Raw genomic sequence first — 14,955 nt, 5'->3', positions numbered from 1 at the left:
TCTTTTTTTATTTTCGTACAAATTATCCACACTATGTACACTTTCACCCCGTTTTATTTGTGGATCCGCGCTCTGGCAGTCACCTCATCGTGATCTTCTGTTATCAACATGCCATTATGCAGGCCTGTAGTATGGGGCCCGAACCCCGGTATTTTTAACAACAGGATGTAACCGACAATGACGTTGGGCTGGATTGCACTCGCATTGCTCTATCTGGTGAGCTTATTTTATATTGCCCGCTGGGGTGACAAAAACTCGGTAACTGCCCGCTGGCTGACGTCTCATCCGGCGGTATATTCGCTGGCCCTCGCCATCTATTGCACCGCCTGGGCATTCTTTGGCTCGGTGGGCCAGGCCAGTCGTTTCGCCTGGACCTACCTGCCGATATTCTTAGGCCCGGTTATTTTGTATGTGTTTGGTTACCGGTTTATCTACAAACTCACCTTAGTCAGTAAAAAGCAGCATATCACCACCATTGCCGATTTTATCGCCTCCCGTTATGGTAAACGCCAGCCGGTGGCGCTGCTGGTCACCTTAATTGCCTTGCTGGCGACTATCCCCTACATCGCGCTGCAACTTAAAGCAATCGGGGCCATTTTTCAGTTACTTACCCAACAGTCCGATACGCGGTTGATCATTGTGGTCGCGACCCTGTTTATCGCGTTGTTTGCCATTTATTTTGGTACCCGCCAAACCGATGTTACCGAATACCGGCGCGGGCTGATGCTGGCTATTGCATTTGAGTCATCAATTAAGTTGCTGGCACTGGTACTGGTGGCCTTGCTGGGCTATACCGTCTGGACCACACAGGCCAGTACCGCCATGGCCGACACATTTTTTTCCAGCGCCGCACTGGCGCAGTTTGCCTCGTTTGATTTTATCGCCCAAACCGTCATGGCGGCGGCTGCAGTTATCTGTCTGCCCCGGCAGTTTCATGTGGCCATCATCGATAATTTAAGCCTGAGTCATCTGAAAACGGCGCGCTGGTTATTTCCGCTTTATCTGAGCATAACTGCCCTGGTGATCCCGGTTATTGCGATTGCCGGAAATCAGTTGTTTGCCGGCACGGGCGTGGAGCCCGACACTTATGTGCTGTCGATGGCAATTTACTACGAGTCGCTGTGGCTGCAGATGATTGTTTTTCTGGGGGCTTGTCAGCCGCCACCGCCATGATCATCGTGGCGACATTAACCTTAAGTACAATGCTGACCAATGATGTGATTTTGCCACGTTTACTGGCGCACCGGCAGTTAGCCATAGACACCCGGGATTACAGTCACAAAATCCGGCTCATCCGCCGCCTGGTGATAGGGCTGATTTTGCTGCTGGCGTTTGTATACCACCAGCAAATGACCACCAGCCGTTCGCTGCATTCCATCGGACTGATTGCGTTTTCACTGGTTATTCAGCTATTGCCCGCCATTGTGGGCGCACTCTACTGGAAACAGGGCCATGCGTACGGAGTCTACGGCGGGCTTCTCGCCGGGCTGAGTTGCTGGATGCTGCTACTGGGCTTGCCGGTGATAAATGCCGGTGTCCCTACCCTGGCCCCCGGCGAATTTCATAGTCAGGGCGCGTTGGTGAGTTTACTGGTCAATGCACTGGTCTATATGCTGGTCAGCAGAGCTACGCGGCCAAGACTGATAGACCGATTACAGGCAGAGGCGTTTGTTGTGCCGGCAGATGCGTCGCTGCCTGCCCGCACTCCCCAAAACAGTACCATGACCATCGACGACTTAATCACCCTGCTATCGACCTTTATGGGGCCGGGTCGCTGTACGCAGCTGCTGGCCGATTATGAGCAAACTAACCAGCAAAACCTGAAGCCTGGTGAGCTACCTGACGAAGCCTTTATTGGCTTTTGTGAACGGGCGCTGGGCGGCGTTATCGGCGCTGCCAGTGCCAAGGTCCTCATCGACAGCGTGATCCACGGTAAAAAACTGGACCTGACCGAGGTGGTAAACTTTTTTGATGATACTACTCAGGCCATGCAGTTCAATATGACCGCCCTGCTTACGTCGCTGGAAAATATTGATCAGGGGATCAGCGTGATCGACAAACACCTGAATCTGGTGGCCTGGAACAAGCAATACGTCAATTTGTATCACTATCCCGAACATTTTTTGAATGTGGGAATGCCTATCGAAAAACTTATTCGGTACAACGCCGAGCAGGGGGAGTTTGGGCCGGGGGATGTTTCAGAACATGTGGAAAAGCGTCTGCAACATCTGCATGCCGGCACCGCGCATCGCTTTACCCGAAAGCGACGTGATGGCCGTGTCATTGAAATGGTGGGCAACCCATTACCGGGCGGCGGCTTTGTCACCAGCTTTAATGATATTACCGGACATGTGGAAATACAGCAGGCCCTGGAAGAGTCCAATCTGGATCTGGAAGCCCGGGTAAAAAAGCGTACCGAAGAAGTCTACTCTATCAATGCTGAATTGCGGCTGGAAATTGAACGCCGCCGTGAAGCCGAAAAAGAGCTGATTCGGGCACGCAAGGTGGCGGAAGATGCCAATGCCAGCAAGAGTCGATTTCTGGCGCTGGCCAGCCATGATGTGTTGCAACCCTTAAACGCCGCCAAGCTATATATCAGTGCGCTGCAGGACTCATCACTAAATGATGCCACCCGCCAGATTGTAACGCGCCTGGGCGACAGTGTGGTGGCCAGCGAAAATCTGATCGGTACGTTGCTGGATATTGCCCGTCTTGACCAGGGTGAAATGCAACCCACGTTGAAGCCGCTGGCGCTACCCACCCAGCTATCGGCGCTGATTGAACAAATGCAGATGCGTGCAGCGGATAAGAACCTGACCCTCAAAGTATGCCTGCGTGAGTGCTGGGTAATGGCTGACAAAACCTACCTATACCGGGTAGTACAGAATTTGTTGTCGAATGCCACCAAGTACACCGAGCAGGGCAAGGTGCTGTTGACCATCCGGCCTTATGGTCAGCAAGTGCAAATTCGGGTATTTGATACCGGCGTTGGCATTGAGAAAACCCAGCAACAACTGGTGTTTGGAGATTTTTACCGTACGCATGACAGCGCTGAGCCCGGGGTGGGATTAGGACTGGCGATTGTGCGTCGCTTTACCACCGCCATGAACGGCACGTGCTCGGTTCATTCAACACCGGATAAGGGTAGCTGCTTTACCTTGATGCTACCAGCCGCGGCGCCTGCTACTGCTGCGCCCCGGCCACAGGCTGCACGCGTTGCCTCATTTGCCGGGCTGCGGGTGTTGTGTGTGGATGACCAACAGGAAAACCTGGATGCGCTGAGCACCGTACTGAAAAAATGGGGCGCCGAGGTCAATACTGCTTTAACCTGGGAGGACGCTTTGGCCCTTGCCTGTGAGGTGCGGCCCCAGGTGGTACTGATGGACTATCAGCTGGATGAGTCCTATAACGGCTTGCAATTAATTGAGGCTATTCGTCAGCAACTTGATGTAGTGGTACCTGCCACCCTTATCACGGCTGAACGCGATGAACAATTGTTAGAACAGGCCACTGCGCAAGGGGTCAAGTATCTTAGCAAGCCCTTAAAACCTGCCAAGTTACGGGCGTTGTTGCAAAGTATGACCCGGCACAAGCAGTAACCCCTGCCCTACCGGGTTAGCGAATGCTGATTCACTTTATTAACGCAAATAGATTTTTTGCTCGTTGCCATCATAATTTGTGTAAGCGTACCGCCCTGTCCTTGTTTATGATAGCGTAGATATTGCTCAACGCAGCAGCACCCCACGGCCGTGGCTGCGCTTTTTTTCTTAATAGGACGCTAACTCATGCGCATCGCTATTTTATCCCGTAATCCGCGCCTCTACTCTACCCGACGTCTTCAGGAAGCCGGTATTGCCCGCGGTCATGAAGTCGATGTTATCGATACCATGCATTGTTACATGGACATCACCAGCTCAAATCCATCGGTACGTTACAAGGGTAAACGCCTGCCGCGTTATGATGCGGTAATTCCTCGTATTGGCGCTTCGGTCAGCTTTTACGGCACCTCGGTGGTACGTCAGTTTGAAATGATGGGCACGTACAGCATCAATGAATCAGTGGCCATCAGCCGCTCCCGGGATAAACTGCGCTCATTGCAGCTATTATCCCGTAAAGGCATCGGTATGCCGCGCACCGGCTTTGCCCATCACCCGGACAAAATCGATGATCTGATTAAAAATGTCGGCGGTGCGCCAGTGGTGATCAAACTGCTTGAAGGGACTCAGGGCATTGGCGTGGTACTGGCCGAAACCCAAAAGGCGGCAGAGTCTATTATTGAGGCATTTATGGGTCTGAATGCCAGTATTTTGGTGCAGGAATACATCAAAGAGGCGGGTGGCTCAGACATCCGTTGCTTTGTGGTAGGCGACAAGGTAGTGGCGGCCATGAAACGCCAGGCGGCCCCGGGTGAGTTTCGTTCAAACCTGCATCGCGGCGGGTCGGCCAGTTTAACCCGGCTGTCGCCGGCCGAGCGTAAATGCGCCATTGATGCCGCCCGTACCATGGGCCTGAATTGCTGCGGCGTGGATATTCTGCGTGCTGTTAATGGTCCGGTGGTGATGGAAGTAAACTCGTCCCCCGGGCTGGAAGGCATCGAGTCGGCCACCAGCAAAGATGTAGCAGGCATCGTCATTGAGTTTATTGAAAAAAATGCGGCAGCTCATAAAACCAAAACTCGCGGCAAAGGTTAAGCTGAATGAACGAATTTGTGATTGGCGGTAAATCTATCGCACTGGGTGAAACCGCACGTATTGAGCTGAAAATGCCGCCCTTATACACCGCCACCCAAATGGGTATTCCGGTGTATGTTAAGCGCGGCAAGCGCCCGGGTCCGACCCTGTTTGTCTCGGCAGCAATTCATGGTGATGAGTTAAATGGCATCGAGATTGTGGCGCGTCTGATTCGCTCAAAGTCAATTGAGCGGCTACGGGGTACGCTGGTTGCGGTGCCAATGGTCAATGTGTATGGCGTATTGAATCAGTCACGTTACTTGCCCGACCGGCGCGATTTGAACCGGAGTTTCCCGGGCAGTAAAAAAGGCTCACTGGCCGGCCGCCTGGCGCAGTTGTTTTTCACCGAGGTAGTGTCTAAATGTGATGTGGGCATAGATTTACATACCGGCGCCATTCATCGCAGTAATTTACCGCAAATTCGGGCAAACCTGGATGACCCGGAAGTTCTGGAGATGGCCAAGGCATTTGGCGTGCCGGTGTTACTCAATGCCAACATTCGGGATGGTTCGTTGCGGCAGGCGGCCAGTGAAGCCGGTATAAAAATGATGCTGTATGAAGCTGGACAGGCACTACGTTATGATGAGTTTTCCATCCGGGCGGGGTTGCGGGGTATTATCAGCACCATGCGCCATTTGGGCATGCTCAACAAGCGTAAGCATACCGGCCATGATATCAAGCGCTTTATTGCCCGTGAAAGCGGCTGGATTCGAGCGCCTGAAAGTGGCTTTATTACCCACCGGGCACAGTTAGGCGACTTTGTGGGAAAAGGCGATAAACTGGCAGTCATTGCCGACCCATTTGGTGATATTCAGACTGAAATTATCAGTCCGGCTGAAGGGGTCATTATCGGCAAACAGAATATCCCGCTGGCGCAGGAAGGCGAAGCGGTTTACCACATTGCTTACTTTAAAAAGGCCGAGTCGGTGGCCGAACATGTGGAACTACTGCAAGATAACTTGGTTTTGGGTGAAACACCCACTGGGGAGTAAACCAGCATGACACAGACACATTCTAAACAACTGGTGGGCGCTTTGGAGCAATGCGACCTGCCGGCACTGGCTATCGAAGCGCTGCATATTCGCGTAGATACAGGCGCGGCTACTTCCTCACTGCATGTGGATAACCTGGAAGAATTCGACCAGGACGGCGATCTGTGGGTCAGTTTCGATATTCACCCGGACATCCACAATGTCAGCCGGGTAATACGACGCAAGGCCCCGGTATTGACGAAAAAACGGGTAAAGAGCTCTACCGCCACGCTGGAACGCCGGTATGTTATAACCACGCCCATTGTGCTGGGAGGCGAGCGCTGGGATATTCAGCTGACCCTTACTGACCGGTCTGAAATGACCTATTTAATGTTGTTAGGCCGTGAAGCCATGGCAGGCCGACTGATTGTGGACCCAGAAATGGAGTACCTGCTGGCCCGATAAGCGCCGTCAGGATTTGGTGACCGGGGGTTCCAGCTCCAACTGAGAGGCAATCAACACCGCCTGGGTCCGATTATTAATGCCAAGCTTTTTAAATATCGCGGTCACGTGCGCTTTTACCGTGGCCTCGGCAATATCCAGGTTATAACCAATCTGCTTATTCAGCAGCCCATCACGCATATAGCACAGCACTTTATATTGGGAAGGGGTAAGGCTGGATACTTTGTCAGCTAAGGCAGCAAAGGCCTCATCAATTTGCTCAACTTCCTGACTGATGGTGTCTGGCAGCCAGATATCCCCATCAAGAATGGCCTGTACCGCAGCCCCAATATCTTCAGCGCTGGCCGTCTTTGGAATAAAGCCTGATGCACCGGCACTGACAATTTTAGAAATAAGAGCCGGATCTTCGGTGCCCGACACTATCGCCACCGGCAGCTCAGGAAAACGGCTGCGCACATGCAGCAGCCCGAATAAATCGTGACTGCCAGGCATATGCAAATCCAGCAATAACAAATCGACATCATGATGTTGCAGGACCTCAACGGTACCTAGCAAATCGCCGGCCTCAAGCAGAGTGAGGTCAGGCAATGACATCGATAATGCCCCACGTAACGCATCGCGATATAAGGGATGATCATCAGCGATGAGCAGCGTTACCATGGATACTCCGTTATTTATTTAGCCTTTGCTCAATCAGTGTATCAACAACTGACGGGTCCGCCAATGTTGATGTATCTCCTAATTGATCATGCTCATTCGCCGCAATCTTACGCAGGATACGACGCATGATTTTACCCGAACGGGTTTTAGGCAAGCCTTCCGACCACTGAATCATATCCGGGGTCGCAATCGGGCTTAACTCACTACGCACCCAGTCACGCAACTCCTGGGTAAGCGCTTCATCAGGTTCAACCCCGTCGTTAGGCGTGACATAAACATATATACCCTGCCCTTTAATATCGTGTGGAAAGCCCACTACCGCCGCCTCAGCCACCTTACTATGAGCCACCATCGCGCTTTCAATCTCGGCCGTGCCTAAGCGGTGGCCCGAAACGTTTAGTACATCGTCCACCCGGCCGGTGATCCAGAAAAAACCGTCCTCGTCCCGGCGTGCGCCATCGCCCGTGAAATACACGCCTTCATAGGCACTGAAATAGGTATTAATAAAGCGCTCGTGGTCGCCATAAACGGTTCTTGCCTGGCCTGGCCAGCTGTCTTTGATGACCAGATTGCCTTCGGCTTCGCCCTGCATATCGTTGCCTTCAGGATCAAACAGCGCCGGCTGAATACCGAAGAACGGACGCGTCGCCGAGCCTGGCTTTAACTCGGTAGCACCAGGCAATGGCGTGATCATGTGTCCGCCGGTTTCGGTTTGCCACCAGGTGTCCATGATTGGACAGCGACTCTGACCAATGACCCGGTAATACCACTCCCAGGCTTCGGGGTTTATCGGCTCGCCGACGGTGCCCAGAACTTTGAGTGAAGACAGATCGCAGCCTTCGGCGGGTTTATCACCGTGGGCCATCAACGCGCGAATGGCAGTGGGGCGGTGTAAAAACTATTCACCTTATACTTTTCAATAACCTGAGCAATACGACGCACATCGGGATAGGTAGGCACACCTTCAAAGAATACCTGGGAAGCGCCATTGGCCAGTGGTCCGTAAACCATATAACTGTGGCCGGTAACCCAGCCCACATCGGCTGAACACCAGTACACATCCTCAGGCTGATAATCAAAGACATACTTAAAGGTCAAAGCGGTGTACAGCAAATAGCCGCCGGTGGTGTGTACCACGCCTTTAGGGGTGCCGGTAGAGCCCGAGGTGTAAAGAATGAATAACGGATCTTCGGCGTTCATCGGCTCCGGTTCGCACTGGCCTGAACAATCATCCACCAGGGTATCCCAGGCGATGTCCAGCGAATCATTCCAGTCGATATCACCATGGGTCAGCTGATGCACCACCACATTGGTGATAGAAGGACAGGCATTATCGCTCAATGCTTTGTCTACATTTTGTTTCAGGGCACACTGCGGCCGCCACGGCGCCCTTCATCGCAGGTTATGACGACTTTGGCGCTGCTGTCATTGATCCGATCGGCAATCGCATTGGGAGAAAAACCACCAAAGATGACCGAGTGGACTGCGCCGATGCGAGCACAGGCCAGCATGGCGTAGGCCGCCTGGGGCACCATAGGCATATAGATCGCTACCCGGTCGCCTTTTTCGACACCCAGTTTTTTCAGCCCATTGGCCAGCTTACAGACTTCGTAATGTAACTGCTGATAGGAGATTTCTTCGCTGTCTTCGGGGTTGTCCCCTTCCCAGTATAGCGCCGTCTTTTTGCCATTGTCCGCCAGGTGACGGTCTATACAGTTGTAGCTGGCATTTAGAACACCATCTTCGAACCACTTAATCGACACTTCGTCTTTGGTAAATTTTGTATTCTGACTTTTTTGCGGTGTTTTATACCAGTCAAGAAAGTCGGTCTGTGCTGCCCAGAATGCAGAGGGGTCAGTTACCGATGCCTGATACATTTGCTGGTATTTTTCTGAAGTAATGTGGGTCGTTTGTTTAACCTGTTCAGGTATTGGATACGTCTTGCTGGCCGTCATTGGTGCCCCTCCGAAGTACGAATTAGATAAGTGGTTGATACAGATACTTCAATGTAACGCTTAACGATTAAAGCAAAATGCGACTTTGGTCTTAACAATCTGCTAACGCCATGTATGATGTGCGCCGTTCGATCTAAGGGTAAGACTTTAGTCTTATCGGGTAAGAACCCTATTTAATATTTTCTTTATGTGATTCACTCTACACGCATTCACATTATAGTTACACAGCCTTTACTTCCACAATAAAGACGGGAACGACCAATGAAACACACAGTGAAAAAAACCGCCGTCCTCTGTGCGCTTTTTTCTGCCGGCTTCAGTGCTTCGGCGCAAAACATTGCAGACACGCAATTTAAATTTTCTGGCTATATCAAAGCCGACGCCATAGTGACTGATTATTCGGATGGCTCGCTGCCCTCTGGCAGCGTGGGACGCGACTTTTATATCCCATCTTTAACGCCGGTTGACGGCAATGATGAAGGTACTCAGCTTGATGCTCATATTCGCCAGTCCCGGTTTCGAATCACTACCAACTCCCCTACCAGCCAGGGCGACAGCATTAAGGGCGTACTGGAACTCGACTTCATCGTAACCGGAGGCGGTGATGAGCGGGTGAGTAACTCTTATACCCCCAGAATCCGCCATGCCTTTCTTGAGTATCAGGACTGGCTGATTGGTCAGACCTGGTCCACCTTTATGGATGTCTCAATTCTACCTGAGTCACTGGATTTTGTTGGGGCAGCCGATGGGGTGATCTTCAACCGTCAAACAATGGTTCGCTATTCCAAAGGCGGCTTTCAGGTAGCATTGGAAAACCCTGAAGCCACCATAGCTACTGACAATATCGGTTCGCGCGAAACCGCCGATGATAATGTCGTGCCGGACCTGATTGGCGCATACAAAGTACGCAAGGACTGGGGCCATATAAAGGTGGCGGGCATGCTGCGCCAGCTATCTTATGACAATGGCATGGATGTGGATGAAGATGAGATTGGCTATGGTATGGCGGTCTCTGGCAAATTAAACTTTGTTAACGGCGATGATCTGCGGATGTCGTTTAATGCCGGCTCTGGAATGGGCCGATATATGGCAGTAAATGCCGCCACGGGCGTAGCCGTTAATCCGCAGAAAAATAATCAATTAGAAGCAATTGATTCTTATGGTTACTCGATTGCCTATCGACACCTGTGGAGCGATAAAGCCCGAAGTTCGGTTATATTTGCCGCGCTGGAAGTTGACAACCCGGTGGCATTAACCGGCCCTCAAGCCACCAAAAGCACCTATAGTACCCGGATTAACTATTTGTACTCGCCGGTCTCCGCGCTTACCTTTGGTGCCGAATATGCGTTTGCCAAGCGCGAAGTTGAAAGCGGCTTGGAAGGGGATATGAACCGGGTGCAGTTCTCAGCAAAGTATGCCTTTTAAGCAAAACGCTTAATTCAAAAAAGACGGCCCTGGCCGTCTTTTTTATTAACAAACCACTGTTACGATACCTAAGGATTAAAACCCCACCGGATACTGACGCAGTACCTTATCCACTGCTATCAGCGCCTCCTCGGTCAGGGGTGCTTCAAAGGCCTGCAGATTCTCCTGCAGCTGCGTGAGGCTGGTAGCACCGATAATCGTCGACGTTACGCCCGGTACCTGCCGGCACCAGGCCAGGGCAAGCTGGGCCGGCGTCATGGACAACTCCCGCGCAAGATCAACATATGCCTGCGTGGCCTGCTGCGCCATCGGCTGATTTCGAAATAACCCCTGTCGCTGAGTGTAGGTCCACCGGGAGCCGTGGGGGCGCGCCTCATTCAGATACTTGCCGGTCAGCATGCCCGTGGCCAGCGGCGACCAGGGTAAATAAGCAATATTTTCTAACGCGCACATTTCTATCAGGTACGGCCAATCTTTGATGTGCAGCAGACTGAATTCATTTTGGATGGACACCGGGCGGGCTACCCCCATCTCATCACACAGGCGTAAAAAGGTATGGATCCCCAGGGCGTGTCATCGGATAAGCCCAGTGCCGAATTTTTCCTGCCTGCATAGCCGTATCCAGGCCCAGCAGTATATCCCGCATCCCGGCCAGTTCCTGCTCCCGATTGATGTCCTGCGGGTGGGTCATTCCTGGCCAGTGTTTACCAAAATGTGGGGTGGTTCGATTCGGCCAGTGCAGCTGATAGACATCAATATAATCGGTTTGCAGACGTTTCAGCGAGTCCTCAATAGCCTGACCTATCGCGTGGCCGGAAATATTCTGTCCCTCCCGAATCCAGCTCACACCGTTGCCCACAATTTTGGTCATGACGATAAGATCCTGACGCCGGCCGGCATGGTTTCCTAGCCAGTTTCCTAACAGTCGCTCGGTATCTGCATAGGTCTCCTTATTTGGCGGCACCGGATACATCTCGGCAGTATCCAGAAAATTGACACCTGCCGCCAGTGCCATGGCCATCTGTTCATCTGCGTCGTGCTGAGAATTCTGGATCCCCAGGTCATGGTACCCAGACACACATCAGACACCTTTAACTTGCTTGTGCCTAACGGTAAATATTTCATGTAGTTTTCCTTTTATAAAATGTGGTAACAGACCCCGTCTGTGGCTCCGGTGTGATGAGTACAAGTGACGCTGAGCAAAAGATGTAAACACCGGGTTAAAGATAGGGAGATCCCCCTATAGCCGACCCTTGTTTAAAAAGCGCATATTGGACGGGTCAATTATTCATCATTGCAATCAGTACCTACTATCTGATGCGAATCTCCATGGAGTTCTACATGAAAAAATTTGCCTTATCCACTCTTACTGCAGCAATGTTAAGTATCCCCGCCAGCGGCGCACTGGCTGATGCCTACATCGGTGAGCAGCTGAACACCAAGCTGACTTCATTGACCGAAAACCAGCAAATTATGGCGGTGGTCACCTTTGACCAAATGGCGCCACTGGCCGAATCACAGATTCAGCAACTATTGAATTTAGGTATTACCGAAGGGGTTCAATTCAAATCACTGCCCATTATCGGGGTACTGGCTACCCGCCAGCAAATTGAAGCTATTGCTGCTTTTGAGGGTGTGCGTTCGGTATTTGCTAACCGCAAACTAGAATTTTTCAATGCAGATGCCCGCCAGATCACCGGGGTAGCCGACTTACAGACCAGCGACTTTGAGCAACGAAATGGGGTGAGCTACACGGGTAAAGGGGTCACGATTATGGTCAATGATTCTGGCGTAGATGCTTCGCACCAGGATCATTTCTTTGGCGATACGGTCGTAGAGAATGTACAGGCGCTCACCCACGCTTCTGCCATTGGGATTACCGGCATGACTGACGGTATGGTACTTACCGGTCAGGTGAATACCGATACCAATTCGGGTCACGGTACCCATGTTGCCGGCACCATCGCCGGTAATGGCGCTATGTCCGGAGGTAAATATGTGGGTGCGGCCCCTGACGCTGATTTGATTGGCTACGGCTCAGGCGGCGGGCTGTTTCTGCTTGACACCATTGGTGGCTTCGATTTTGCCATCAACAACCTGTACAACTACGACAACCCCATCAAGGTGATCAGTAACTCCTGGGGCTCCAGTGGCAAGTATGAGCCCAAAGGACCGGTTTCGCTGGCAACCTATAAAGCGCATCAGCTGGGTATTTTAAGTGTGTTTGCCGCCGGTAACTCGGGTCCGGGTGAAGACTCACACAACCCGTATGCCCAAATACCTTGGGGAATTTCAGTGGGTGCCGGTGATAAGTTTGGCAATCTGGCGGGGTTTTCTTCTCGCGGATTGAAAAGTGAAAACGGCGACTTCACCATGCCTGACGGCAGCCAGTGGACCTACAATAACGAAGTCAGCATCGTAGCGCCGGGTGTGGACATTATTTCTACCCGGGCCGCCACCAACCTGGCTGCCAACGGCGGCGATGCCGATGTGGATGCCATCGAAACTGAAAACCTGCCCTTTTACACTATGATTTCAGGGACCTCCATGGCGACCCCGCATGTGTCGGGTATTATTGCGCTGATGCTGGAAGCAAATCCCTCCCTGGATAATCTAACCATCAAAAAACTGTTGCAGGAAACCGCCACCAATATGCCAGGTTACGAGCGCTGGGAAGTGGGTGCAGGCTATGTGAATGCACGTTCAGCCGTGGCCGCGGCACTGGATTACGATATGAGTCATGCCACCACGGTTAATAACCTGCCGGGTAAAATGTTCAACGCCAATGCGCTGGTTTCCACCAGTGAGCGCACCGAAACATTTGAGCTGTTCTATGCCCCGTTGGTGAGCCGCAAGTTGAACAATTTGAGGTAGGTACTGACGACGTGTTGGTCAAAGCCTCTGCCAGTACGTTGGCGAACCTGACCAAACTGGTATTGGTGGCCCCGGACGGCACTGAATATTTTGGCAACCTGAGTACTCCGGTACTGAGTGAGACAATGCGGGTTTCTGCACCGGCGCAGCCAGGCACCTGGGGCATTTACGCCTATGGCTTAACCTCATTATCAGGGGTGCAAGCCGATGTACTGGGCGTTACCAATGGGCCGGGTATTCCGGAAACCTTTGATGTTACCGTTTCGTTTGAACAAAGCAGTGGCTTTGATGGATTGAACGACGTCGCGGGTCATCCGCAGCAAGGCGCTATTGAGTTTGCGGTGAGTGAGCGCTTGATGGACGGGTTAAACAACAACAAATTTTTTCCTGACGCCAGCCTTAAACGTAAGGACTTTGCCCGGTACGCTGTGATGGGCGGTGCGGTCAGACAATATCGTGACCTGTTAAATGATGCGGCGCCAGAGCTCGGCAATCTGCCTGGTTTTGATAAAGCATTTATCGAGTCAGTGTCAGTCTCTGGGGGGCGCTAAAGGATAATTTGCGTGAACAAGCTCCAATCCTGCCTACGGTGAATGGCAGCGCCGACCCTTTTGGCAAAATGGACAAAGCTGATATGGCCTACGCGCTGGTCCAGTTGCTGGGTCTGCAAGACCTTGCTACCAGTTTTGATCCAAACCGGGATATCGTGGTGAATTATCGTGGCGAAGAGCTTGTGCTAGCGGACCAGGACGAGATTGCCGCAGAGATGAAAGGCTATGTCCAGTTGGCCATTACCCTGTCGCTGGTGAATGTGGAATTTGGTATCGAACAGGGTCCATTTGCGGTGTCACCCACATTAACGGCACGATTTAATGCTGATGAAACTATCACCCGGGCTCATTATGCGCTGCTGGCTTCACGTTTCTATACGCAATACCTTGAAAACTAAATTATAAACTAACTTGTGCCATTATCATTTGATAATGGCACTCTTTTCGTATAGTTTTTAAGCACAGCTTTAAGAGGTAATACTATGAAAGTTATGCAAGGCTCCATCTGTCGTTTATTAGTGCTTGGTACGATGATACTAGGGCTCCTCCCCACCGTCCAAGCGCAGTCCGTAGCGCCTCACACCGTGTCTTATAGTGACAATCAGGTGCAGGCGAAGTTTATGTTGGGCCAGTCTTTTGATTTAGCATTGTCGCTGGAGTTCGACCAGGTGGTGGGTCTGCATCCCGCGAATCTGGATATTTCTGCTGAAATTGTAATGCCCACCGATCCCCGGGTGGTTGATCGCTTACCCTCATCTCTGGTTGATGGTGTAGCAGGGTTTCCGGTGTTGGTGTCGGTGCAACCCAAAAGTGATAAAGGCTTTGCGTTTGAGGGGTTAGCTAATATTGAATTTTACACCAAAGCCATTCATTTTGACCCGACCGTACCATGGCGCCTGTTTACCTCTCATGATGAGGGCACCTTCGAAGATATTACGACATTGACCAGCACCGGCAGTTACCGGGCACGGGGTAGCACAGGCCGCTTTTCCGATTTTATTATTTTGCTGGACTCTCGTGACACCAACACCATCATCGAACATAAGTTTGCGCTGTTGAGTGATACCTTGCGGGATAACCGCGCGATGTTGCCTGCCGCGGTGACCACTTTGCTTGATCCGCTGATGCTGACTCTGGAAAGTGCCATTCTGACCTTCGATACTGACAGCGCTCTGACAGCAAGTGATGCCTTAATTGCCGCTTTGGAAGATACTACCGGTAACACGGTGCCAGATGTATGGCGTTCCAGCGGTGATATCGTTAATGTAAAAGGTGATTTACTGTCTCGTCTGTATACTTTGCGCTATACCCTTCGCACCCAATAAGG

At 51.7% G+C, this 14,955-nt stretch carries 9 protein-coding genes and 3 pseudogenes; 9 read left to right on the top strand and 3 right to left on the bottom strand.

Annotated features, from left to right (window positions below; all coding sequences use genetic code 11):
• Positions 1 to 177: 177 nt before the first annotated feature.
• The 4 genes and pseudogenes from IT774_RS02060 to IT774_RS02045 all read left to right on the top strand — a co-directional run bounded on the left by IT774_RS02060 (position 178) and on the right by IT774_RS02045 (position 6,166).
• Positions 178 to 3,599, top strand: a pseudogene (locus tag IT774_RS02060) (hybrid sensor histidine kinase/response regulator).
• Between the two features lie 186 nt (positions 3,600 to 3,785).
• Positions 3,786 to 4,691: a 30S ribosomal protein S6--L-glutamate ligase gene (rimK, locus tag IT774_RS02055; protein ID WP_195811126.1), complete on the top strand. Its 906-nt coding sequence runs from the start codon at positions 3,786 to 3,788 to the stop codon at positions 4,689 to 4,691.
• A 5-nt stretch (positions 4,692 to 4,696) separates the two neighbouring features.
• Positions 4,697 to 5,722 (top strand): succinylglutamate desuccinylase/aspartoacylase family protein, encoded by a 1,026-nt coding sequence (locus IT774_RS02050; RefSeq protein WP_195811125.1) that lies wholly within the window; start codon positions 4,697 to 4,699, stop codon positions 5,720 to 5,722.
• A 6-nt stretch (positions 5,723 to 5,728) separates the two neighbouring features.
• Positions 5,729 to 6,166, top strand: coding sequence for an ATP-dependent zinc protease family protein (locus IT774_RS02045; protein ID WP_195811124.1), 438 nt, complete (start codon positions 5,729 to 5,731; stop codon positions 6,164 to 6,166).
• 6 nt (positions 6,167 to 6,172) lie between these two features.
• Here the strand turns inward: IT774_RS02045 and IT774_RS02040 are convergent, their stop codons facing one another.
• Together IT774_RS02040 and acs are read right to left on the bottom strand one after the other, a co-directional pair.
• Complete coding sequence (locus IT774_RS02040) at positions 6,173 to 6,823, bottom strand: response regulator transcription factor (RefSeq protein ID WP_195811123.1); 651 nt, start codon at positions 6,821 to 6,823, stop codon at positions 6,173 to 6,175.
• Between the two features lie 10 nt (positions 6,824 to 6,833).
• A pseudogene (gene acs, locus IT774_RS02035) lies at positions 6,834 to 8,778 on the bottom strand (acetate--CoA ligase).
• Positions 8,779 to 9,039: 261 nt separating this feature from the next.
• Between acs and IT774_RS02030 the strand changes: the two are divergent.
• A complete protein-coding gene (locus IT774_RS02030) occupies positions 9,040 to 10,203 on the top strand; it encodes a DcaP family trimeric outer membrane transporter (RefSeq protein WP_195811122.1) in 1,164 nt (387 codons plus the stop codon).
• Positions 10,204 to 10,278: 75 nt separating this feature from the next.
• Here the strand turns inward: IT774_RS02030 and IT774_RS02025 are convergent.
• Positions 10,279 to 11,328, bottom strand: a pseudogene (locus tag IT774_RS02025) (aldo/keto reductase).
• Between the two features lie 216 nt (positions 11,329 to 11,544).
• Between IT774_RS02025 and IT774_RS17185 the strand changes: the two are divergent.
• The 4 genes from IT774_RS17185 (at position 11,545) to IT774_RS02015 (ending at position 14,953) form a co-directional block, all read left to right on the top strand.
• Positions 11,545 to 13,077 carry a S8 family peptidase gene (locus IT774_RS17185; protein WP_232365079.1) on the top strand — a complete coding sequence of 511 codons (1,533 nt, stop codon included), beginning with the start codon at positions 11,545 to 11,547 and terminating at the stop codon, positions 13,075 to 13,077.
• A gap of 11 nt (positions 13,078 to 13,088) precedes the next feature.
• Positions 13,089 to 13,628, top strand: coding sequence for an S-layer homology domain-containing protein (locus tag IT774_RS17180; RefSeq protein WP_232365078.1), 540 nt, complete (start codon positions 13,089 to 13,091; stop codon positions 13,626 to 13,628).
• An 8-nt stretch (positions 13,629 to 13,636) separates the two neighbouring features.
• Complete coding sequence (locus IT774_RS17175; protein WP_232365077.1) at positions 13,637 to 14,026, top strand: hypothetical protein; 390 nt, start codon at positions 13,637 to 13,639, stop codon at positions 14,024 to 14,026.
• Between the two features lie 84 nt (positions 14,027 to 14,110).
• The gene (locus IT774_RS02015) at positions 14,111 to 14,953 is read left to right on the top strand and encodes a DUF6689 family protein (protein WP_195811121.1); all 843 of its coding nucleotides are present in this window, start codon (positions 14,111 to 14,113) and stop codon (positions 14,951 to 14,953) included.
• Positions 14,954 to 14,955 lie beyond the last annotated feature (2 nt).

It is taken from the genome of Salinimonas marina (assembly GCF_015644725.1).
Classification (GTDB): Bacteria; Pseudomonadota; Gammaproteobacteria; order Enterobacterales; family Alteromonadaceae; genus Alteromonas.
The sequence above is the reverse complement of the archived record's forward strand: the minus strand, read 5'-3'. Positions and strand labels throughout refer to the sequence as shown.

Bases quoted from the DNA above. Each gene is read 5' to 3' on its own strand.
- rimK (WP_195811126.1), top strand. From the start codon at position 3,786: ATGCGCATCGCTATTTTATCCCGTAATCCGCGCCTCTACTCTACCCGA.
- IT774_RS02050 (WP_195811125.1), top strand. From the start codon at position 4,697: ATGAACGAATTTGTGATTGGCGGTAAATCTATCGCACTGGGTGAAACC.
- IT774_RS02045 (WP_195811124.1), top strand. From the start codon at position 5,729: ATGACACAGACACATTCTAAACAACTGGTGGGCGCTTTGGAGCAATGC.
- IT774_RS02040 (WP_195811123.1), bottom strand. From the start codon at position 6,823: ATGGTAACGCTGCTCATCGCTGATGATCATCCCTTATATCGCGATGCG.
- IT774_RS02030 (WP_195811122.1), top strand. From the start codon at position 9,040: ATGAAACACACAGTGAAAAAAACCGCCGTCCTCTGTGCGCTTTTTTCT.
- IT774_RS17185 (WP_232365079.1), top strand. From the start codon at position 11,545: ATGAAAAAATTTGCCTTATCCACTCTTACTGCAGCAATGTTAAGTATC.
- IT774_RS02015 (WP_195811121.1), top strand. From the start codon at position 14,111: ATGAAAGTTATGCAAGGCTCCATCTGTCGTTTATTAGTGCTTGGTACG.